Raw genomic sequence first — 21,294 nt, forward strand, 5'->3', positions numbered from 1 at the left:
GTCCGGGGCGGCCGTTACGCTCCGGTGGCAGGCACCGTACCCGGGCGGGAAGCACGGCGGAAGCCCAGGCTCAGCGCTGGCCGGAGCGGCCTCCCCGGTCGCCGGGCTCGCGATCCTGGTCGTCCTCCTGCTCGGGAACCCGGCAGGAGCGCTCCAACCAGAGCGCGGCGGCCACCAGTGCCAGGGCGGCGAGCAGGCTAGTCCCCGCCACGTTCCGGTCGCTCACCGCGGCCTCGGTGCGCTCCACGAACAGCCACCCGGTCAGGCCCGCGTAGCAGCCGGCGAAAATCGCGCCCACCAGCGCGGACGCCTTGGCCAGCACTACGAAACGGGCAACCAACAGCGGGTTCACCGGTTCCTTCCCCGGCCGGCGCGCAATCCGGGCCCGGGTGTTCACCGCGGCGTACGCCTCCAGCACGGCGAGCCCGGCCAGGGTGATCACCGGCAGCCAGGGCAGGTCGCCGGGGAGGTAGTCGTAGTAGAGAAAGCTGATCAGCAGCCACGCCAGCCCGGCGGCGGCGAGGCCGGCGACCACCAGTGTGGAGACCCGGGTAGGGCCCATCCGGCCCGGGCCCGCGCCGTCCGGAGGTGATGACCTCGCCTGCATCATGCCCGCCGGCTCCGCTGCCTCATGCCGTTGACTCTAACCCCACTTCGGGGCAGGGACGCAGCTCCAACGCGTCCGCACCGACCGGCACCGAGTTCAGCAGGTCGGTCAGCCAGCCGTGGCCCGGCAGCCGCCCGTACGGTTGCAGGTCGAGCCAGGGCCGCAGGACGAAGGCGCGCAGGTGGGCGCGGGGGTGCGGCAGCGTCAGCTCGGGATCGTCCCGGAGCACCGGCGTGCCGTCCTGCGCCCAGACCGCGATGACGTCGACGTCGAGGGTGCGGGGCCCGAAACGCCGGTCCGGATCGCGCTCCCGGCCGGCCGCCCGCTCGGCCGCCTGGGCCCGCGCCAGCCAGTCCTCCGGCGTCGCTGCGGGATCTACCGCCAGCACCACGGCGTTCAGGTACGCGGGCTGGTCGCGGTCGCCCCACGGCGGAGTCTCGTAGACGCCGGAGACCAGGAGCACGGACTCACCCAGCGCGGTAACCGCCGACCGCAGGTGGTCGGCCCGGTCGCCGAGGTTACTGCCGAGCGAGAGCAGGGCGCGGGTCACGAAGCGGACCTGGTCATGGTGACAGCCACGTCGGTGAAGCTACCCGAGATCGGGGCCTGCGGCTTGTGCACCGTCACCGTGGCGGTACGGACCCGGGCGTCGGCCAGGCAGACCGTGAGAAGCCGGTCGGCGAGGGTCTCGATCAGGTTGACCGGCTCCCCGGCCACCACCGCCGCGAGCCGCTCGGCCAACTCGCCGTAGTGGACGGTGTCGGTCACCTCGTCCGAACGGGCGGCCGGGACGAGGTCGAGCTCCAGCAGCGCGTCCACGACGAAGTCCTGCCCGTGTTCCCGCTCGAAGTCGTACACCCCGTGCCGGCCGTGCACCCGCAGGCCGGTCAGCTCGATCCGGTCGGTCATCGCTGCTCTCCACTGGTCTGGGCGCCGCCGGCACCGGCCGGTCCGGTCGAACTGGCGCCGGCCGGACCGGACGATCCGGTGGCGGCCAGCCGGGGCGATCCGGTGGCCCGCCAGACGGCCAGCGCGTCCGCGGTGGCCCGGACGTCATGCACCCGCACGCCCCAGGCACCGGCCGCGACCGCGAGCACGCTGGTGGCGACCGTGGCAACCTCCCGGCCCTCGGTCGGCCGCGGCGTGCCGTCAACGGCGAGCAGCGCGCCCAGGTGGGACTTGCGGCTGGCGGCGAAGAGCAGCGGGTAGCCGAGCGCCAGCAGCTCCGGCAGCCGCGCACTCAGCTCCCAGTTGTGGGCGGCGGTCTTCGCGAAGCCGAGCCCCGGGTCGATGACGATGCGGTCGGCCGCCACCCCGGCGGCGAGGGCCGCCTCGACCCGCTGCGCCAGCTCGGCCTTGACGTCGGCGACGACGTCGCCGTAGCGGGCCAGCTCCCGCATCTCGCGGGAGTGCCCGCGCCAGTGCATGAGCACCCAGGGGCAGCCGGCGTCCCGGACCACCCGGGCCATGTCCGGGTCGGCGAGCCCACCGGAGACATCGTTGACCACCTGCGCCCCGGCGGCGAGCGCCAGCTCGGCCACCCGGGCCCGGGTGGTGTCGATGCTGACCGGCACGCCGGCGGCGGCCAGCTCGCGGATCACCGGCCGCACCCGGTCCGCCTCGGTCTCGGCGGCCACCCGGTCCGCCCCGGGTCGGGTGGACTCGCCGCCCACGTCCACCAGGTGGGCACCGTCGCCGCGCAGCCGCACGCCGTGTGCGATGGCGGCATCGAGATCGGCGTAGCGTCCGCCGTCGGAGAAGGAGTCCGGCGTGACGTTCAGGATGCCCATCACCACCGGGGACGCGGCCTGCACCAGATCGGTCACAAGGAGACCGTACCGGTCCTCGTTGGCGCTCCCGCGCGACCCGGCCCGGGGGCGCTGACATGCGGTTCGATGCAGGTGCGGGGTCGGACGACAGAGTCGGATCGGGGTCATTCTTCGTGGCTTGTCGCAGACAGTGGGTGGCCGTACGCTTTGGAATTGCCGAGCATCGAGATGGCGAAGCCTGGAGGGAGGGCCGAAGCGGGAAAATCCGCCCAGGACCCGCCCGCTCGTGGTGGGTGACGACCGCGGCGGCCTAGCCGCAACGTGAGCACCGTTCCCGCCAGGCATGCCTGCTGCACCGCCGCGGCGCCGCCGGCCGCGAAATGGGGAGGTTTTCCAGTGATCGCCATCGAGCTGACGGAGGCGGCAACGTCCGCCGCCCACGCGCTCACCGCCCTGAGCTCGACACCGCTCGCCGAGCCCGCGCCCAGCGGCATCGCCACCGACAACATCGTCGCCTTCTTCGCCAGCAAGATCGCCCCGATCCTGCTGGCCGTGCTGGGCGTCATCTTCATCGGGCGGGCGAGCCGGGGCGAGATCTCCAAGGTCTTGACGAGCTCGGCCATCGCGATCGTCGGCCTGGCCTTCATCGCCGGGGCCGCCACCCTCTTCTTCGTCGGCGACTACCTGATCAGCCTGATCTTCGAATAGGCGCGGGCACGAGTATGCGGCTGCGCACCGACGACGACATCTACCGGGCTCGTCTGGTCTACCTCGGCCCCCCCGGCTACACCCTCCCGGTCCACCTCCCGTACGCCCAGTATGGGCTCTTCATGCTGCTCGTTCCCCTCTACATGTTCGTCCACTGGTTGTTCACGCTGCAGGTCGAGCTCTTCCCGGCGTGGGAGATCGCCCTCGCGATCGTGACCACCTCGTTCGTCTTCCGGTACGTCGACCCGGATCGGCCCGCGCGCATGGTGATCCACACCGCGCTGACCGACTGGCGACGCACCCGGGAGCCGGCCGCCGAGCAACGCGACCCCCGCCTGGTCGGCAGCCGGATCAGGATCCGAGAGGAACTGGCATGACCGGGCAGTGCAACGACGCGGGTGAGGCGGTCGCATGAGTTCCCACTACGCGCCGGGGTCTCCGGCCGGGCAGCCGGCCGCGACCCCAGGTGACTCAGCGCAGCCTGCAGGCTACGTCGCGGAGTTCGATGAGGCATGGCCCGACTCCGTCCGGGCCACCTCCCCGGGCCACAATGGGGTCGGTGTCTTCCCGGCGCACCGCCCACTGCACCAGCGGACGCCCACCGAGCCGGCGCCGGCCGTCGGCACCGACATCGACTCCCCCTTCCTCGACCTGTTCGGCGCGACCCGCCCGGCCCGGTCCACGGCGGGCGGACCGGCGGCACGCGAGCCGCAGCCGCAGCCGCAGCCGGCCATCCCGCAGCAGTTCGGCGCCGCGGATCACCTCGCCGCTCCGGCCGCACCGGCGACGCTGGCCGCACCGGCGACGCTGGCCGCAACAGCCGCTCCCGCCACACCGACTGAAGTGGAGCGGTCGCCCGCCGGACCGGCCCGGCGCTCCACCCGGGTACCGCACCAGGTCGGCGAGCGGCTCGCCCGGCCAGAGACCGAGGAGGCGGCGCCACCGGCAGCCGAGGTGACGCCGCGGCCAGCCGAGGTGACACCACGACGTCGCCTCGGCGAGCGGTCGGAGCCGGACGCCCCAGACGTACCCCCGTCCGATCGACGCTCCACCGACCGGCGGGATCGCGCCACCAAAACCGACCGGCAGGATCGCACCACCAAGCCGGCCCGAATCCGGCCACCGAAGATCAATTTCAGGGACCGGGACCCGTCGGTGGAGCTGGCCATCACCGAAATCGCCGGCCACCTGACCTTCACCCCCAACACGGTCACCGCCTGGTACTGGCTACCCGAGGTGCGCTGGGCCTTCCGCCCCGACGCCGAGCGGGAGGCGCTACTCTCGGCGATCTCCGAGCAGTACGCCGGGCTGGCCGGCTTCCGCCTGCACCTGCGACGCACCACCCGTCCCTTCCCGGCCGACGAGTGGGCCCGCACCATCGACACCCACACCCGGGCACCGCTACCCGACGTCCCGGGGACACCGAGCTGGGCAGATCACCTGGTCGCCGCGCAACGGCACCTACTCTCGGTCAACCACGCCGAGGGACAGACGTACCTGGGGGTGACCTTCGCCCGACGCTCCCTGGGCGACTCGCTGGTGGAGCGGGTACGACGCAGCTTCGGTCGCGGCGTCGCCGAGGGCGAACGGCGCAAGCTCAGCCGCACCGTCGAGCAGTTCGACGAGGTACTGGGCGCCTTCGGAATGCGCGGACGCCGGGTCACCACACCGGAACTGGAGTGGCTCCTCTACCGCTCGGTGGCGCTCTGCATGGCCCCACCCGGGCGGCTCTCCCCGGTCACCAACGGGCACTGGGAACGCGGCGACCTGCTCGCCCTGACCGAACAGGTGGAGCGCTACCGCACCCCGTACGGGTCCACGGTCAAGCTGGTCAACCGGATGACCGGGGAGGAGGGGCACGTCGCCGTCCTCGCCGTGGGCCGGATGGAGCCGCTGGAGATCCCCGAACGACACGAGCCCTGGCTGCACTTTCACGAGCGGCTGCCCTGGCCGATGGAGCTGTCCAGCCGGGTCGACATCCTCGGCTCCGGCGACTCCTTCCGCAACCTGGAGCACCGGCTGCGGATGATCCGCTCCCAGCAGCTCGACTACGCCGAGCACGGCATCGACGCCCCGCCCGAGTTGGAGCGCCTCGCGGAGCGGGCCCTGGTCATCGGCGACGAGATGACCACCGGGCTGCCGGTCGAATCGGCCCGCGCGCACGGCTGGCACCGACTCGCCGTCGGCGGTCGGACCCGAGAGGAGTGCCTGGAACGCGCCCGCCGGCTGATCCAGCTCTACTCCCGAGAGCTGCGGGTCTCGCTCCAGCACCCGAAGAACCAGGACTGGTTGGCCCGCGAGTTCATCCCCGGGGAGCCGATCGCCAACACCGGCTACGTCCGCCGGATGCCGGTCAACCTCTTCGCCGCCGCACTCCCGCAGGCCGCCTCGACCGTCGGCGACCGCCGGGGCGACCTGATCGGGCGTACCGCCGGCACCTGCCGCCGGCCGGTCTTCCTCGACCTGCACTTCCCGATGGAGGTCCGGGAACGCTCCGGGCTCGGGGTCTTCGTGGCCGAGCCCGGCGGCGGTAAGTCCACCCTGCTCGGTGCCCTCGGCTACCTGGCCGCCCGCCGCGGGGTGCAGGTAACGCTGCTCGACCCCTCCGGCCCGCTCGCCCGGCTCTGCGCCATGCCGGAGCTGGCCCCGTACGCGCGGGTGCTGAACCTGACCGGTTCCGAACCCGGCACCCTCGCCCCGTACTCGCTGATCCCCACGCCGCTACGCAGTGAGTTCAGCGCCGGTGACGCGGGCGAGCGGGAGTTCGAGATCGCCGTCTCCAACGCCCGGGCCGAACGCCGGATGCTGGTCCAGGACATCTGCATGATGCTGGTGCCGCCGCAGGTCGCGCGGGAGGCATCCACCGCCACACTCTTCCGGCACGCCGTACGCCAGGTCCCGGCGGAGGAGACGGCCACCCTGGACGATGTGGTCGCCACCCTGGGCAAGCTCGACGACGACGCCGGCCGGGAGCTGGCCAACCTCCTGCTGGACACCGCCGAGATGCCGCTGGCCATGCTCTTCTTCGGTCGCCCCCCGGAGGGGTTGCTCGGGCCGGACGCCACCCTCACCGTGATCACGATGGCCGGCCTCCGCCTCCCCGACCTCAAGATCGAGCGAGAGTACTGGTCGGCGGAGGAGGCGCTCGCCCTGCCCATGCTGCACACCGCGCACCGGCTCGCCGTCCGCCGCTGCTACGGCGGCTCGATGTCGTCGCGCAAGCTGGTCGGGCTGGACGAGGCGCACTTCATGGAGGGCTGGCGGTCGGGGCGGTCGTTCCTGGTGCGGCTGGCCCGGGACTCCCGCAAGTGGAACCTGGCCGCGCTGGTCGCCTCGCAGAACCCGAAGGACATCCTCGGCCTCGACGTACAGAACCTGGTCTCCACGGTCTTCGTCGGACGGATCGCCGAGGACGAGGAGATCGCCTCCGAGGCGCTGCGCCTGCTGCGGGTCCCGGTCAACGACGGGTACGAGGCCACCCTCGCCTCCCTCTCCGCCGCCGACAGCACCTCCGCCGCCCGCCTCGGCTACCGCGAGTTCGTCATGCGCGACGTTGACGGGCGGGTGCAGAAGGTCCGAGTCGACGTCTCGTACGTCGATGGGCTGCTCGACCACCTCGACACCACACCCGCGGCGGTCGCTGCCGCAGCGGGCGTACTGCCCGTCGTCGCCGAGCTGGAGGCGTGAGATGGCCGGGGCCCGGGCGCGGACGGTGGCGCTGTTGCTGGCCCTCGGCGTCCTCGCGGGGGCCACGGTCAGCTGGCCGGGGGTCGGCGCGGCGGCGGCACCGGCCCCGGGGCTGTCCACGCAGGCCCCAGCCGGCCCCTGCACCGTCGAGCAGTGGCAGGCCGACTTCCGCTCCTGTGTGTCCCGGCTCGCCGAGGTCGCCGAGGATGAGGTCACCTGCCGCAACGCCCCGACGCCGACAGCGCCGGACTCCGGCCTCGCCGGCTGGTTCGCGGCCCGCCCGGACTCCGCGAAGGAAGACGGTCGCAAGGGGTTCTACAGCGACTACGGCTACGCCGGATACGGCTACACCACCTACGACATCGACACCGGCTGCGCCACCGCCGTGCTGCACCCGGACTACAAGTTCACCAACACGGTCGCCAACGGCGAATTCATGATCGCCACCGCGATCATCGGGGCCTCGAACGCGCTGCGGGAGCGGGCCTGGGATCCGGGGTCGATGTGGGGCTGGGCCGACCCGCTGGTGGAGCAGGCGACCACGGCGGTCTACCAGAAGGTGTTCAGCGTCTTCGGGATCGTCACGCTCGGCGTGGTCGGGCTCTATCTGCTCTGGCGGTCCCGCCAGTCGGACATGAGCAACGCGATGACGACCGCCGGCTGGGCCCTGCTCGTGATGGTGGCGGTGACCGCGCTGGCCGCCTGGCCGGTGAAGTCCGCCAACGTCGCCGACGGCACCCTGGTCACCACACTGGGGGTGGTCCACGACGCGGTCGGACCAACCACCCAGGACGTCCCGCCGGACCAGTGCCCGGTCCCGAATCCGGATGCCTGTGTCGACAAGCGCCCGCCGGCGGTGCGGGCGAGCGACACGGCCACCGAGACGATGCTCTACCGCAACTGGCTGCGCGGGGTGCTGGGCTCGGCCGACAGTGAGACCGCGCAGAAGTACGGGCCGGCGCTCTACGACGCGAGGTCCTTCTCCTGGGAGGAGACGGAGAAGCTGCGGGAGTTCCCCGCCACCCGGGAGGCCACCGTCCGGGCCAAGCAACAGCAGTGGGCGCGGGTCGCCCAGCAGATCAAGCAGGAGGATCCGGAGGCGTACGAGTACCTGCAGGGGATCCGGGACATGGACCGGGTCGGTGCCGGCTTCATCGCGGTGCTCGCCGCGCTGCTCTTCGCGATGTTCGACCTCACCGCGTCGGTGCTGGTGCTGCTGGGCTTCCTGCTCTTCCGCTGGGCGGTGATCGCCGCGCCGATCCTCGGCACCATCGGCCTGCTCCGCCCGGCGAGCGCCGGGCTGCGCCGGCTGAGTAACGCCGTGGTCGCGGCGGTCTTCAACATCGCCATCTTCGGCACCGGCGCCGCGATCTACCTCTTCGCCGTGGACCTCATCATGAGCACGCCGACCCTGCCCGGCTGGCTCCAGGTGGTGCTGGTCTGGCTCTGCGGCCTGGTCGGCTGGCTGCTGCTGCGCCCCTACCGGCGGGTCACCCAGCTCGGCGGCAAGGGCGGTGGCGAGTCGGGCGGCTCGGCTGGCTCCTGGCACCGCCGGTTCTTCCGGGACATGCGCACGGCATCCCGCCTCGACGCGGAGCCCCGCGGGGCCGGCGAGCCGAGCTCGGGTCGCCGGGGCGCGGTGGTGGCGACGCAGAGCAGGCTCCGGCCGGAGGCCCGGCACGAGGAGCTGGCGCCCGCGACCGAGGATGGGGCCCGGTCGGAGCGCCGCGAGCGACCGGACGGGGCGCCGACGGCCGGGGAGCGCGGCTCCCCGGACCGCACCACCCCCGCACCGCGGCAACGGCGGACGCCGGCCAGCTGGACCGAGCCGGAGGGCCCGTCGGAGAGCCCCTCCTTCGTCATCTACCGGCCCGGTGCGACGAAGCCCGCGCCGGAACGGAGCACCCCCCGGGTCCGCTCCGAGGCCCGGTGATCGCGGTGCGGCGGGCGGTCGAACAGCTCCTCACCCGGGTGTTCCGGTCCCGGGTGGGGATCGCGCTGGCGCTCGCCGTGGTGGTGGCGGGCATCATCGGCACCACCCGGCTGGTCGTCGGGGCGGGGGAGCCGGGGAGCGGCCTCAGCAACCGCCCGGAGCAGCCAATCACCACAGTGCACCCGACGACCGGCGACGACGGGCTGATCGGCACGCGCTCCCCCACGCCGGTGACCCGGCCCGGGGAGGCGACACCGGAGCAGGTCGCTGACCAGTTCGTCATCGCCTGGCGAGGGCAGCCCGGAATCACCGCCGAGCGCTGGCACGCCGGGCTGCGCCCCCTGACCACCCCAGCGTTGGCCGAGCAGCTCGCCGACGTGGACCCGGTCGATGTCCCGACCGGCGAGGTGGCGGGCGCCCCGACGGTCACGGCCCGGTCGGACGCGGTCGTCGAGGCACGGGTGCCCTTCAACACCGGCCAGCTCCGGCTGGAGCTGGTGGCGCCGGACGGCCGGTGGCGGGTGGACGCGGTGGACTGGGAGCAGGAATGAGCAGCGCAGCCGAGCCGAAACGCCGTCCGCTGCGCGTCGGGGCGCTGGCCTTCGCGCTCACCGCGACGCTGACCCTGCTCTGCTGCGCCGGCGGCGCGGGCGCCTTCTTCCTCACCGGGCTCGGCGGCGATGACCGGCTCCAGCTCACCAACCAGGAGTGCACCGATGACTTCGGGGTCGAGGTCACCGGGGCGATGCCGCAGATGTCGCAATACGGTGAGCTCGAGCTCCGCAACGCCGCGCGGATCATCCAGGTCGGGCAGGAGTTGCAGGTGCCGCCCCGCGGTTGGGTGATCGCCGTGGCGACCGCCATGCAGGAGTCCGAGCTGCGCAATCTCGCCAACCCCACGGTCCCCGGGTCGGAGCAGCTTCCCAACGAGGGCGTCGGCTCGGACCACGACTCGGTGGGCCTGTTCCAGCAGCGGGCGGGCTGGGGCTCGGTCCAGGAGCGGATGACGCCGGAGTACGCGGCCCGCAAGTTCTACGAGAAGCTGGTGAAGGTCCCCGGCTGGCAGCAGCTGCCGCTGACCCGGGCCGCGCAGGCCGTGCAGATCAGCGCCTTCCCGGACGCCTACGCGAAGCATGAGCCGCTGGCGTCGGAGATCGTCAACTCGCTGGCCGGCGGCGCGGCCCGGACCGTGCCGGTCAACGGCGGGCACGCCTGCGACGCCGCCGAGGATGGCCGGATCGCCGCCTCCGGCTGGACCGCCCCGATCCCCGGCGATGTCGGCTCCGGCTTCCGCACCCAGGATCGGCCGGCGCACCACGGGGTGGACATCGCCGCACCGAAGGGCTTCCCGCTCCGCGCCGCCGCCAGCGGACGGGTCCTGGTCGCCCGCTGCGACCCGGACCGGGCCGGGGAGCTGAGCTGCGACGTGGACGGCTGGCCGGGCAAGGGCGGCTGCGGCTGGTTCGTCGACATCGAACACCCCGGGAAGGTCATTACCCGCTACTGTCACCTGGCGGAGAAACCCTTGGTCAGCGCGGGCGATTTGGTGCGCGCCGGGGAGCAGATCGGGGTGATCGGCAGCAGCGGCAACTCCTCCGGCCCGCACCTGCACTTCGAGGTGCACACCAACGGCGACCGGAGCAGCGACGGCGCGATCGACCCGGTGCTCTTCATGCGGGAACAGGGCGCGCCGCTGCGAAGCGTGGAGTGAGGCACCGACGGCGATGACAGATCCCCTCCCCGACCCCTTCCTGGACCAGCCGGACTGGGCGCCGCTGCCGCCCCGACCGATCGCGGTACTGCCGGCCTCCGGCCGGGTCGAGCTGCGCGGGCGTCGGGTGCGGGTCGGCCAACCCGGGCTGGGCTGGCGCGGTGACCTCCGCGCGGACGACCGCGTGGTGCAGGGCAGCCGCACCTACGTCCCGGTCATCGCCGAGCACGAGTGGTACCGCGCCGAGGCCGATCAGGTCGAGGTCTTCGCCCCCCTCGTTCCGGTCGACCGGGTCTGGGTGGAGACGGTTGGGCTGCGACCGGAGCAGCCGCCCGCGGAGCCGGATCGGCTGGTCTCCCTGGACGCGCCCACCCATCGGGCGCCGACGCCGGTCTTCGAGGCCGACGCCGTCGCCGGCCGGCGGGTCGTGCACGTGGTGGGCTCGGTCGAGCACCGGGACCTACGCGCGGTCACCGAGACCTACTCCAGCGCCGAGGGCGACATCTGCGTCCGGATCACCCCCGAGGTCGAGTGGTACCGGTGGGCCTGGCGCGGGCAGACCCCGACCACGCTCGAGGTCCCCGTCCACCTGCTCTGGATCGAATAGGGGTCAGTCAGTCCGCGCGCCGGCACAGACCCGCCAGTCCTCGCCCAGCCGGGTGGTGAAGCGCCACGGCTGCCGTTCGCTGTAGTTGCCACCGTCAACGTAGGCCGAGATCACCAGCTCCAGCTCGACGACCGCCTCGTCACCCTCACGCCCAATCACGAAATTGCCCCAGCTGACGACGATGGGCACCGCGAACCGCGCCTCCCGCGCGACTAGGTCCTCGCGCAACGCCCGCAGCTCAGCTACGGACGTTCCCTCGGCGCAGACGAAAAGGTCAGCAAGGGTGTCATCTCGGTCGACAAAGAATGCACGCAGGTAGTTGTCCACGACTACCTCCGGTGCGCTGCGGTCGGGGGTGGTGGCCCGGGCGTAGAGGACGTAGCCACCGACGATCCCGCCCAGCACGAGCGCGGTCAGCACGGCGGCGGTCACGGTGAGGATGGTGCGCAGTCGTCGCCGCGGCGGCGGGACCGGCGCCCCCGCTCCTGGCGCGGGCGCCGAGGGTGGGGCCGCCAGCTGCTCCGAGGGAGGCCGCTGCGCCGGTAGGCGGGACACCTGGGAACCGGCGGGGGGCTGCACTGATTCCACCCCCTGAGGCTAACGGCTGCCGGCCGCTGGCCCAATGCCCAGATTAGGCGGATCGTGACGGCTTCCTCCCCGCCGGTGACGTCGGCAACAACACCGGCGCAGCACCGCGGCGCCTCCGCCGGAACCAGCTTGTCCTGCGCTACGGTCTTGGCGCGGGGTAGGTCGCCGACCTCGCGAAAAGGGGGTGGACGGGTGGGTCCGAGGAGGCGGGCGAACCGGGCCGCCGCCCTACACCGGCAGGCTGCCGCCACCGCGCTCGCCGCCGCCGACGTCCTCGACGACATCCGCCCCGCTCCCGCCGACCACGCCCGCCAGTACGCGCTCGCCGACCGGCTGCGGAGCGCCGCTGGTCAGCTCGCCCCCGGCTGGGCGGGAGCCGCGCTGGAGACCCTGCCGGCGGGGACCGTCGCCGGGGAGGGGCCGCCACGCTTCGTCCGGGTCGGCACCGCCGCCCCCCTCGACGAGGCGCGATTCCCCGCGCTGGTCCCGCTGGTCGGCACCGGGAACCTGACGATCGACGCCGACGCCGGGGATCCGCGGGTGGCGGGCCTGGTCCGGGCCGTCCTGTTCCGACTGCTGGCGGCCACACCGGCCGGGGCGCTGCTGGTCCGGGCGGTCGACGGTACGGGTACCGCGCTGGCCCCGTTCGCGGCGCTCGCCGATGCCGGCCTCCTGCCGCCCCCGGCTACGGACCTCGCCGGCCTGCGGGCAGTGCTGGCGGAGGCGGAGCGGTGGATGGCCCCGGTCGGTGACGGCCGAAGCCGGCACGACCGGACCCTGCTCCTGGTCATCGCCGCGCTGCCCGAGTCCACCGATCACACCGACCTGGCCCGTCTGGCCGCGCTCGCCGAGCAGGGCAGCGCGAGCGGTCTGCACCTGGTGGTGGCGGGGTGGCCGGCGGGCCATGCTCCGCTACCCCGCGCCGCCTCGCTGACGATCCGCAGTGCGTACGCGCTGCTGGCTGGTCCTCCCGGCATGGCCTTCGGGGCGCCGGAGGCGGATCCGTCGGGCCGCGTCGCCGCCCACCCCAACGACGGCGTCGGCTTGAACTCGCCGGTCTTTCTCGAACCGGATCCCCCGGCGGACCTCGTGGACGAGGTCTGCCGGCGCCTCGCCGAGCAGGTGGAGGAGGGCTCGCGGCTGGCCCTGGCCGAGCTGCTTCCGGAGCCGAGCGAGCCGGTGTGGACGACAAGTTCCCGCGACGGGATGGCGACGATGGTGGGGGACGCCGGGGGGCGGCCGGTCTCGCTGGGCTTCTCCGAGTTGACGCCGCACTGGTTGGTGGGTGGCCGCTCCGAAACCAGCCGGTCGACGTTCCTCGCCACCGCCCTGCTCGGCCTGACCGCCCGCTACGGTCCGGAGGAGCTCGTCGTCTACCTGGCCGACCTCGGCGCCGGTGAGTCCTTCGCCGAGTTCCTCCAGACCGAACACGACCGCTCCTGGATTCCGCAGGTCCGTGCCGCCGCCATCACCGCGGACCGGGAGTATGTGCTGGATCTGTTCGACCTCCTGGCCACCGAGGTTCGCCGCCGCGAGGAGGCCGGTGCCCGAGCCGGCGGACAGCGGTACCAGGAGCTGCGGCAGCACCGGGAGCTGCCGCGGATCGTCGCCGTGGTGGACGGTCTACCGCGGCTGCTCACCGGCCGGGACCGGATCGCCACCGAGGCCCGGGCCCTGCTCGAGACCGTGGCGCGCACCGGCCGGTCGTACGGCGTGCATCTGCTCCTGGCCGGGGAGGGGGACCTGGGCCTGCGGGCGCGCAGTGACCGGGATCCGCTGCTCGGGCAGTTCCCGGTGCGGGTGGCGCTTCCCGGTGGGGGTGCGGTGTTGGCGTCGACCAACGACTCGGCGGCCGGGTTGGCGGTGGGGAGTGCGGTGGTCAACACCGCGGGTGGTCTCGGCGGGCCGCGTGGCGCCATCCGGGGGCACGAACGGGTGGTCCGTTTCCCCGATCCGCTGCAGCACGGCGAGGTGGTGGCGGACCTGCGGCACCGGCTCTGGGCGGCCCGTCCGGAGCGGAGCGCCCCCCCAGTTGTCTTCGCCGGTTATGCCCAGCCGCAGCTCCGCAACGACCCCCGGTACCGCGCGGCGGTGGCCGGTGGGGCAACCGGGCCGGTGGCGCTGCTGGGCCGCGCGGTGGATGTGACCCGGTCGACGGTGGCGGTGCCGCTCGATCCCGCACCGGGGCGCAATCTGGCGGTGCTCGGCACCGGTACGGCGGCCGCTGGCCTGCTGGTCACCGCGGCCCGCGGTCTCGCCGCCCACCACCAGCCGGGTTCCGCCCGGTTCGTGGTGGTGCCTTCCGCGGACGAAGCGGGGCCACTCGCCACGGCGCTCACGGCCGAGTTGGCCGCCCAACACTCGGTCGCGGTGGTGGATCCGGCTGACCTGCCGGCCGCCCTCGACTCCGCCGAGCCGGCCTACCTGGTCGTTTTCGACCTGGACGGGCCGGGTTCCGGACGGGTGCCGCCGGCCCGGCTCGCCACCCTGCTCCGGGAGGGGCCGCCGGCCGGTCGTCATCTGCTCGGCCGGTGGGGCACCGTACCCGCGTTCGCGTCCCTACTCGAGCCAGGAGACGAGTTGGCCAAGCTTGCCACGGTCGCCGTCGTGGACGTACCGGGAGTCCAGCTCGGGGCGCTCTTCGGCCGCCCGGTGGAGTGGCGTCCTCGACCGGACCGGGCGCTGCTCTGGGACGGACACAGCGAGCAGGGCGTCGTCCTGGTTCCGTTCGCCACGAATCCGGTCCTGACGTGAGCCGGATACCCATCCAGGATCGGGACCCGGACCGGCAGCATCCCCCGGCGGCCCCGCCGCCGCCGATCCACGTACCGCAGCCGGTCCCCCCGCCGGGGCCGACCCACCAGCCGCTACCCGACCCCGCGCCGACCGAGGCGACCCACGAGTCCGAGCCGGACCACGCGCCCGACCTGACCCAAGCGCCCGAGCCGACCCACGAGCTCGAGCCCGACGACGAGCCCGAGCCGGAGCTCGAGCCGGGTCACGACCCGGCCGAGGCGGCATGGGCCGAATACCTGGCGGCGACCCGGCAGCTCGACGAGGTCCGCCGGGGTGCGGCCACTGCCGCGGGCGAGCAGGCGCGCGCGGTCGCGGCCGCCCGGGAGGAGCTGGCGACGGTCCGGGCCCGGCTGGCGGGGCAGGAGGCGCGGCTGCGCGAGGCCGGCGTACCGCCGATCTCGCTGGCGCCGACGCCACCGGAGCTCTCGGCGGCGAACCGGTCAATGGCGAGTGGGCCGACGCCGGTGCTGACCGCGCTGCGGGCGGCGGCCGACCGGGTGGAGTCGGCGGACGCCGCACTGGCCGCCCGTGGGCTGGTCAACCTGGCCGGCTGGCCCGTCGTCGCCCGTAACCTGCTCTGCTACGCCCCGCTGGCCCTGCTGATGCCACTGGTCCAGCTGATCCTGCTCGCTGTCGCCGGCCCCAGCACGGTGAGCGCCGCCGCGCTGGTCGTCGGGCTGGTGACGCCGGCGGCGGCGTTCGCGGCGGGCTGGTGGTGGGTGGGGCGCCTCGCCGCGCCGGACGTGGGCGGGCAACCGGACCGCACTCCCCGGCTCGGGGCGTTGGTCTGCCTGTTACCGGCGGTTCTGGCCAGTACGGTGCTCCTGCTCGCCCTGCTGGGCTGAGCCCGGCGGAGACGTAGCGGGGTCTCGGGGTGGCTGGTGACCCGGGGTGGCTGGTGTCCCGCCGGGCGGGCGAGGTCAACGCGAGTTGATCAACGCCATCGCCTCGGCGCGGGTCCTCGCATCCGCCTGCAGGCTGCCGCGTACGGCGGAGGTGATCGTGCGGGCCCCCGACTTCTGGATGCCGCGCATCGCCATGCACATGTGCTCGCACTCCAGGACGACGATCACGCCACGCGGCTGGAGCTGCGCCATCAGCAGGTCGGCGACCTGCGCGGTGAGCCGCTCCTGCACCTGGGGACGACGCGCGAAGACCTCTACCAGCCGGGCCAGCTTGGACAGCCCGGTGATCCGGCCGTCCGCGCCGGGAACGTACCCGATGTGGGCGCTGCCCCGAAACGGCAGCAGGTGGTGCTCGCAGAGGCTCATCACATCGATGTCCCGGACCAGCACCAGCTCGTCGTGGCTGGCCTCGAAGGTGGTGCTGAGCACCTGCGCCGGGTCGACCCGGAGCCCGGCGAACAACTCGGCGTAGGCCCGGGCGACCCGGGCCGGGGTCTGCTGGAGCCCGTCGCGGTCCGGATCTTCGCCGACCGCGATCAGGATCTCGCGGACCGCCTTCTCCAGCCGGCCCAGGTCAACGCTCTCCTCGACCGGACGGCCGGCGAGCCGACCGCTGACCAGCCGAGCGGCAACATGGTCCAGGTCGCCGTCGAGCTCGGTGGCGGAGGCGGCCAACCCCGACGGGAGGTTGGCCGCCTGCTCCCCCGGTACGGGGTTGGTCGCCTCGTCGCTGTTCAGTGCGAGCCGTCCGAGTTGTTCGAGGCGGTGCCGCTGATGGCGGCGGCGTCGGGCGAGCCCTGCGCCTTGAGCGCCTCGTTCTCGGCGGGCGTGCGCACCGGCGGCTCGGTGGAGGGCTGACGCTTGCCGAACCCGTTGTACGGGGCCATCGGCGGGCGCTTCGCCACCCGGTCGCAGATGCGGGCCATGTCGGCCGTGGAGAGGGTTTCCTTCTCCATCAGCTCGAGCACGATGTTGTCCAGGACATCGCGGTACTCGACCAGGATCTCCCAGGCCTCGTCGTGGGCCAGTTCGATCAGGGCCCGCATCTCGGCGTCGATCTCGGCGGCGACGGCGTCGGAGTAGCCCCGCTCGTTGCCCATGTTGCGGCCGAGGAACGGCTCGTCACCGCTGCTGCCGTACTTGAGCGCACCGAGCTTGGAGCTCATCCCGTACTGGGTGATCATCGCGCGGGCCAGCTGGGTGGCCTTCTCGATGTCGTTGCCGGCGCCGGTGGTCGGCTCGTGGAACACCAGCTCCTCGGCGGCCCGGCCACCGAGCGCGTAGGCCAGGGTGTCGACCATCTCGGCCCGGGTCTGGGTGTACTTGTCCTCGGTCGGCAGGACCAGGGTGTGCCCCAGCGAGCGGCCCCGGGACAGGATCGTCACCTTGTGCACCGGAGCGGCGTGCGGCAGCGCCCAGGCGACCAGCGCGTGCCCACCCTCGTGGTACGCCGTGATCTTCTTTTCGTTGTCACTCATCACCCGGGTACGGCGCTGGGGGCCGGCGATCACCCGGTCGATGGACTCTTCCAGGGAGTCATCGGTGATCGCCCGCTTGTCCCGGCGCGCGGTAAGCAGCGCAGCCTCGTTGATCACGTTGGCCAGGTCGGCGCCGCTGAAGCCGGGGGTACGCCGCGCCACCGCGTCGAGGTCGACGTCGGGGGTGAACGGCTTGCCCTTGGCGTGCACCCGCAGGATCGCCTTGCGACCCTCCATGTCCGGCGCGTCCACCGGGATCTGCCGGTCGAAGCGGCCGGGCCGCAGCAGCGCCGGGTCGAGGATGTCCGGCCGGTTGGTGGCGGCGATCAGGATGACACCGCCCTTGGTGTCGAAGCCGTCCATCTCGACGAGGAGCTGGTTGAGGGTCTGCTCCCGCTCGTCGTGACCGCCACCCATGCCGGCGCCCCGGTGCCGGCCGACCGCGTCGATCTCGTCCACGAAGACGATCGCCGGAGCGTTCGTCTTGGCCTGCTCGAAGAGGTCCCGGACCCGGCTGGCGCCGACACCGACGAACATCTCGACGAAGTCCGAGCCGGAGATGGAGTAGAAGGGCACCCCGGCCTCGCCGGCAACCGCGCGGGCCAGCAGGGTCTTACCAGTGCCGGGTGGGCCGAAGAGCAGCACGCCCTTCGGGATCTTGGCACCGAGCGCCTGGTACTTCGCCGGGTTCTGCAGGAAGTCCTTGATCTCGTGCAGTTCCTCGACGGCCTCTTCGGAGCCCGCCACGTCGGCGAAGGTCGTCTTCGGCGTGTCCTTGGTGATCATCTTGGCCTTGGACTTGCCGAAGTTGAGCACCCGGGAGCCGCCGCCCTGCATCTGCGACATGAAGAACACCAGCAGGGCAACCAACAGCAGAATGGGAAGCAGACTGACCAGCAGGGTCGTCCAGATGCTGTCGCTGGAGACGTCGGTGTCGACCGGGCCGGTGACGCGGTTGTTCGCCTCGGCCTCGAGGACGTCGTTCCAGATCTGGTCGCCGGACTCGTACGGGAACTGCGCCTCGATCTGATCGGTGGTGGTGTCACCGAACTTGGCCGGCTCGGCCAACTTCAGCTGGAGCGTCTGCTCCTTGTCGGCGAAGACGACCTCCTCGATGCCACCCTTTTCGTTGAGCTGCTCCAGCGCAACGGAGGTTTCCACCTCGTGATACTCGGGCTCGTTGAAGGCCACGTTGTAGAGCAAAAAGGCGCCGAGGCCGACCAGGAGGACCCAGACCAACGGTCGGCGGAAGAAACGCGTACGTTCCATACTATTGTCGAGCGCCGAGACGCTCGCATCCTCCTGATCGACGTCCGGACCGTCTGAATAGTGTCGCCGCCAGCGCGGCGGCTGAGCCGCCGTGCGGGCCGGTCTGACCCCCCGGGGCACCACATCGCACCACGGTCACTCGACGGTACACCGTGAGCGCCGGATGCGAGCACGCCAGCCCAGCACTTACGCGTAGGGCGAACCGGTTCCCGCCGGCGGGACGCGAGCTCCGCACCCGGCCACCCAACCGCCCGGTCTCGCGGTTACGGAGGTCGGGCCTGGAGATTACCTCCACGCCACCGGCCCCAACCCTAGTCCGTCCGGCTGAGAGTCCGCTGAGCGTCGCAGCAAGCGCTCCTACCGGGCATAGACCTCGGGTCGGAGTACGCCGACGAAAGGCAACTCCCGGTAGCGCTCACCGAAGTCAAGCCCGTAGCCGACGACGAACTCGGTCGGGATGTCGAAGCCGACGTACTTGACCGCGACCGGCACCTTCACCGCCTCCGGCTTGCGGAACAGCGCGACCACCTCGACGCTCGCCGCCGAGCGGGACTCCAGATAGCGCAGGAGCCAGGAGAGGGTCAGCCCGGAGTCGACGATGTCCTCCACCACGACCACGTGCCGACCGGCGATGTCCCGGTCCAGGTCCTTGAGGATCCGCACCACACCGGAGGAGGTGGTGCCCTGCCCGTACGAGGAGATCGCCATGAACTCCAGCTCCGCCGGGGGGCCCTGCCGGCCCAGCGCCCGGGCGAAGTCGGCCATGAACATCACCGCGCCCTTGAGGACGCAGACGAGCAGCAGCCCGTCCTCGACGTCTGCGTAGTCCGCCGATATCTGCTTGGCCAACTCCGCCGTCTTGTCGCGGATCTGCGCCTCCGAAATGATCACGTGGTCGATATCGGCGTCGTACCAGGAGCCGTCAGCCATGACTCCTAGCCTGCCGTACGCACGATGGTCTCCGTCGGCGGGGCCGCTCCTTTTATCCGACCCAGGCCGGGTTTCTCCGCAAAGACCGGCAAACAGGACCGACCCCACCCCGCTGACCAGGGAAACTCCCTCCGGTCACACCTGCGCGTCCGAGTTGACGGCGGCGAGCCGACCCGCCCGGCGGAGCACCCGAAGCCCACCCGGCAGGTACGCCGCCCCCTGCCCACGCCAGTCGGTGACCAGGGCCTCCAACGCGCCCACATGGCGGTGTGACAGGGCGGCGGGGCGAGCCCCCAACTCCCGGGCCCAGGCATGCAACACCCGACCCCGGATCGCCGGCGACAGCTCCGCGAGCCCGGCCACCCAGAGCCCGCCATCGGGGTGCCGCACCCCGTCCAGCGCGGTGCCGGCCTGCTCGTCCAGCGCCGCCGTGTCGACGGCGACCAGCCGGGCGGTACGGGCCAGGTTGTCCAGCACCGCCGGCCCGAGCGCCCGCACCAGCACCGGCAACACCTCGGCCCGAACCCGAGCCCGGGCGTACGCCGGGTCCGCGTTGTGCGGGTCCACCCAGGGTTCGAGCCCCAGCGCCGTACAGGCCGCCCGGGTCTGCTCCCGACTCACCTCCAGCAACGGACGCAGCAGCGACACCGAGCCGAGCCGCCGCTGAGCCGGCATCCCGGACAGCCCGCGCGGGCCGGCACCGCGCGCCAACGCCAGCAGCACCGTCTCCGCCTGGTCGTCGCGGGTGTGTCCGGTCAGCAGCGCCGCCGCCCCAAAACCATCGGCCACCTCGGTCAACGCCCGGTAGCGGGCTGCCCGGGCAGCGGCCTCCGGGCCACCGGGCTGGCCCGACACGTCAACCCGGACTGCCGCAACGGGAGCGAGGCCGGTCGCCCGGGCCCAGGCGGCCACCGCCGCCGCCCGCCGCGCGGAGCCCTCCTGCAGTCCATGGTCAACGGTGACCAGACCGGCGGAGCGCCCGAGCCGGGGCGCCACGAAGGCGGTCGCGGCGGCGAGGGCGAGCGAGTCGGCTCCCCCGGAACAGGCCACCAGGACCGGCCCCGGACCGGGTAGCTCGGCCAGCGCGTGCCGGATCGCGCGGCGGATCGCGGCGACCGGTGGGGCGAGTGCGGCCACGGGTCGTCTGGTCAGTCGCCGACCGGAAGCGAACCGGCGGGCCCGTGCACCCGGGCCACCCAGGCGTCCGGGTCGCTGAGCTCGGCGAGCCGGGGCAGGGTCAGCGGTGAGGCGAAGACCCGGTTGAAACCCGCCATGCCGACCCGCCCGACGACCCCGTGCACGAACCGCCGCCCTTCGGCGTACTGGCGCAGCTTGACCTCCACCCCGAGCAGCCGACGGAGCGTCTTCTCCACCGGGTTGCCCGACTCCCGACGGCGGTTGAACGACGCCCGGATCCGCTCCACGCTCGGGATCACCTGCGGCCCCACGCCATCCATCACGAACTCGGCGTGCCCCTCGAGCAACGTCATCAGCGCGGTGAGCCGGTCCAGCACCGCCTTCTGGGCCGGGGTCTGGACGATGTCCAGGACGCTGGTGTGACCGGCCGGCTCCCGTACCGCGTCGGCGAGGAGGCCGACGCCGCGACGCAGCCGCTCGACCAGGGGGTCGGCGCCGCTGCTGGAGGCATCCACGAACGCCTGCACCTCGCCGAGAAAGTACGCCCGTAGCCACGGCACCGCGGTGAACTGGGTGCGGTGGGTGACCTCGTGCAGACAGACCCAGAGCCGAAAGTCGCGGGGATCGGCCGCCAGCTTCCGCTCCACCTCGACGATGTTCGGCGCGATCAGCAGTAGCTGGCCCGGTTCGCCGGAGAAGACCTCGTACTGGCCGAGGACCCGGCCGGAGAGGTACGCCAACACCGTGCCGGCCTGCACGCCGGTGATCCGCGAACCGATCGCCTCGGTCAACACACCGGGCTGCTTGTCTCCCGCCAGGCGACCGACCAGCGGGCCGATGACCTCGCGGAGACCGGCGATGTTGGTCGCCGCCCAGTCTCGCCGGTCCACCACCTGCACCGGCGGGTGCGACACCTGCGATCGCAGCCCGGTGAAGTCGCCGACGTGCCCGGCCGCCTCGTCGGTCAGCCGTCGCAGCTCACCGACCACCTCCGTCGCCTCGACATAGGAGACGCGCGGGCCCGTCTTGCCGAGCGTCCCCGCGGTCGCTGCGGCCAGATCCCAGTCCACGAACTGCGCCATGGGCCCACCGTACCCGCGCGGTCGCCCGCCGGCCGGGGCCACGACGTCCCGGCCGGGCCCAATCCACACCGCGCGCCCCTCCACGTC

General features: G+C 72.8%; 19 protein-coding genes. 9 read left to right on the forward strand and 10 right to left on the reverse strand.

Annotated features, from left to right (window positions below; all coding sequences use genetic code 11):
* Positions 1-70: 70 nt before the first annotated feature.
* The 4 genes from H0524_RS19585 to folP form a co-directional block, all read right to left on the reverse strand.
* Positions 71-562, reverse strand: coding sequence for a DUF3180 domain-containing protein (locus H0524_RS19585; protein WP_018726585.1), 492 nt, complete (start codon positions 560-562; stop codon positions 71-73).
* A gap of 67 nt (positions 563-629) precedes the next feature.
* Positions 630-1,157, reverse strand: coding sequence for a 2-amino-4-hydroxy-6-hydroxymethyldihydropteridine diphosphokinase (gene folK / locus H0524_RS19590; protein WP_180199951.1), 528 nt, complete (start codon positions 1,155-1,157; stop codon positions 630-632).
* Positions 1,154-1,516 carry a dihydroneopterin aldolase gene (gene folB, locus H0524_RS19595; RefSeq protein WP_180199952.1) on the reverse strand — a complete coding sequence of 121 codons (363 nt, stop codon included), beginning with the start codon at positions 1,514-1,516 and terminating at the stop codon, positions 1,154-1,156. The genes folK and folB overlap by 4 nt, the downstream gene beginning before the upstream one ends.
* Positions 1,513-2,433, reverse strand: coding sequence for a dihydropteroate synthase (folP, locus tag H0524_RS19600; RefSeq protein WP_180199953.1), 921 nt, complete (start codon positions 2,431-2,433; stop codon positions 1,513-1,515). The genes folB and folP overlap by 4 nt, the downstream gene beginning before the upstream one ends.
* A 339-nt stretch (positions 2,434-2,772) precedes the next feature.
* On the opposite strand from folP, the gene H0524_RS19605 reads away from it, so the two are divergent.
* Genes H0524_RS19605 through H0524_RS19635 form a run of 7 tightly spaced genes read left to right on the forward strand, consistent with a single transcriptional unit; the run spans position 2,773 to position 11,022 of the window.
* Positions 2,773-3,084 (forward strand): hypothetical protein, encoded by a 312-nt coding sequence (locus tag H0524_RS19605; RefSeq protein ID WP_018726581.1) that lies wholly within the window; start codon positions 2,773-2,775, stop codon positions 3,082-3,084.
* A gap of 14 nt (positions 3,085-3,098) precedes the next feature.
* The gene (locus tag H0524_RS19610; RefSeq protein ID WP_018217477.1) at positions 3,099-3,461 is read left to right on the forward strand and encodes a hypothetical protein; all 363 of its coding nucleotides are present in this window, start codon (positions 3,099-3,101) and stop codon (positions 3,459-3,461) included.
* Positions 3,462-3,495: 34 nt separating this feature from the next.
* A complete protein-coding gene (locus H0524_RS19615) occupies positions 3,496-6,771 on the forward strand; it encodes an ATP-binding protein (protein ID WP_180199954.1) in 3,276 nt (1,091 codons plus the stop codon).
* 1 nt (position 6,772) lies between these two features.
* Positions 6,773-8,704: an MFS transporter gene (locus H0524_RS19620; protein ID WP_180199955.1), complete on the forward strand. Its 1,932-nt coding sequence runs from the start codon at positions 6,773-6,775 to the stop codon at positions 8,702-8,704.
* Positions 8,701-9,255 carry a hypothetical protein gene (locus H0524_RS19625; protein ID WP_180199956.1) on the forward strand — a complete coding sequence of 185 codons (555 nt, stop codon included), beginning with the start codon at positions 8,701-8,703 and terminating at the stop codon, positions 9,253-9,255. Before H0524_RS19620 ends, H0524_RS19625 begins: the two co-directional genes overlap by 4 nt.
* A complete protein-coding gene (locus H0524_RS19630; RefSeq protein WP_180199957.1) occupies positions 9,252-10,415 on the forward strand; it encodes a M23 family metallopeptidase in 1,164 nt (387 codons plus the stop codon). The genes H0524_RS19625 and H0524_RS19630 overlap by 4 nt, the downstream gene beginning before the upstream one ends.
* Before the next feature lie 13 nt (positions 10,416-10,428).
* Positions 10,429-11,022 (forward strand): hypothetical protein, encoded by a 594-nt coding sequence (locus tag H0524_RS19635; RefSeq protein ID WP_180199958.1) that lies wholly within the window; start codon positions 10,429-10,431, stop codon positions 11,020-11,022.
* 3 nt (positions 11,023-11,025) lie between these two features.
* Here the strand turns inward: H0524_RS19635 and H0524_RS19640 are convergent, their stop codons facing one another.
* Positions 11,026-11,601 (reverse strand): hypothetical protein, encoded by a 576-nt coding sequence (locus H0524_RS19640; RefSeq protein ID WP_309225169.1) that lies wholly within the window; start codon positions 11,599-11,601, stop codon positions 11,026-11,028.
* A gap of 201 nt (positions 11,602-11,802) precedes the next feature.
* Here H0524_RS19640 and H0524_RS19645 point away from each other — a divergent pair, with 201 nt between their 5' ends.
* Positions 11,803-14,364 (forward strand): FtsK/SpoIIIE domain-containing protein, encoded by a 2,562-nt coding sequence (locus tag H0524_RS19645; protein WP_180199959.1) that lies wholly within the window; start codon positions 11,803-11,805, stop codon positions 14,362-14,364.
* Positions 14,361-15,251 (forward strand): hypothetical protein, encoded by an 891-nt coding sequence (locus H0524_RS19650; protein WP_180199960.1) that lies wholly within the window; start codon positions 14,361-14,363, stop codon positions 15,249-15,251. The genes H0524_RS19645 and H0524_RS19650 overlap by 4 nt, the downstream gene beginning before the upstream one ends.
* A 75-nt stretch (positions 15,252-15,326) precedes the next feature.
* Here H0524_RS19650 and folE read toward each other — a convergent pair whose 3' ends face one another.
* From folE to H0524_RS19675, 5 genes are all read right to left on the reverse strand, one after another.
* Complete coding sequence (gene folE / locus H0524_RS19655; RefSeq protein WP_018726572.1) at positions 15,327-15,986, reverse strand: GTP cyclohydrolase I FolE; 660 nt, start codon at positions 15,984-15,986, stop codon at positions 15,327-15,329.
* A gap of 59 nt (positions 15,987-16,045) precedes the next feature.
* A complete protein-coding gene (ftsH, locus tag H0524_RS19660; protein ID WP_180199961.1) occupies positions 16,046-18,058 on the reverse strand; it encodes an ATP-dependent zinc metalloprotease FtsH in 2,013 nt (670 codons plus the stop codon).
* 357 nt (positions 18,059-18,415) lie between these two features.
* On the reverse strand, positions 18,416-18,988 hold the full coding sequence (gene hpt / locus H0524_RS19665; RefSeq protein WP_018217488.1) for a hypoxanthine phosphoribosyltransferase: 573 nt from the start codon (positions 18,986-18,988) through the stop codon (positions 18,416-18,418).
* 135 nt (positions 18,989-19,123) lie between these two features.
* Entirely contained in the window at positions 19,124-20,125 is a 1,002-nt protein-coding gene (gene tilS / locus H0524_RS19670) for a tRNA lysidine(34) synthetase TilS (protein ID WP_180199962.1), read from the reverse strand.
* A gap of 11 nt (positions 20,126-20,136) precedes the next feature.
* Complete coding sequence (locus H0524_RS19675) at positions 20,137-21,207, reverse strand: zinc-dependent metalloprotease (RefSeq protein WP_180199963.1); 1,071 nt, start codon at positions 21,205-21,207, stop codon at positions 20,137-20,139.
* Between the last annotated feature and the right edge of the window lie 87 nt (positions 21,208-21,294).

Source organism: Salinispora sp. H7-4, assembly GCF_013416675.1.
Classification (GTDB): domain Bacteria; phylum Actinomycetota; class Actinomycetes; order Mycobacteriales; family Micromonosporaceae; genus Micromonospora; species Micromonospora vitiensis.

What these genes read in the sequence shown, in the direction of transcription:
- H0524_RS19620 (WP_180199955.1), top strand. Translation starts at nt 6,773, where the DNA reads ATGGCCGGGGCCCGGGCGCGGACGGTGGCGCTGTTGCTGGCCCTCGGC.
- ftsH (WP_180199961.1), bottom strand. Translation starts at nt 18,058, where the DNA reads ATGGAACGTACGCGTTTCTTCCGCCGACCGTTGGTCTGGGTCCTCCTG.
- H0524_RS19635 (WP_180199958.1), top strand. Translation starts at nt 10,429, where the DNA reads ATGACAGATCCCCTCCCCGACCCCTTCCTGGACCAGCCGGACTGGGCG.
- H0524_RS19630 (WP_180199957.1), top strand. Translation starts at nt 9,252, where the DNA reads ATGAGCAGCGCAGCCGAGCCGAAACGCCGTCCGCTGCGCGTCGGGGCG.
- H0524_RS19610 (WP_018217477.1), top strand. Translation starts at nt 3,099, where the DNA reads ATGCGGCTGCGCACCGACGACGACATCTACCGGGCTCGTCTGGTCTAC.
- hpt (WP_018217488.1), bottom strand. Translation starts at nt 18,988, where the DNA reads ATGGCTGACGGCTCCTGGTACGACGCCGATATCGACCACGTGATCATT.
- folB (WP_180199952.1), bottom strand. Translation starts at nt 1,516, where the DNA reads ATGACCGACCGGATCGAGCTGACCGGCCTGCGGGTGCACGGCCGGCAC.
- H0524_RS19615 (WP_180199954.1), top strand. Translation starts at nt 3,496, where the DNA reads ATGAGTTCCCACTACGCGCCGGGGTCTCCGGCCGGGCAGCCGGCCGCG.
- H0524_RS19585 (WP_018726585.1), bottom strand. Translation starts at nt 562, where the DNA reads ATGGGCCCTACCCGGGTCTCCACACTGGTGGTCGCCGGCCTCGCCGCC.
- H0524_RS19675 (WP_180199963.1), bottom strand. Translation starts at nt 21,207, where the DNA reads ATGGCGCAGTTCGTGGACTGGGATCTGGCCGCAGCGACCGCGGGGACG.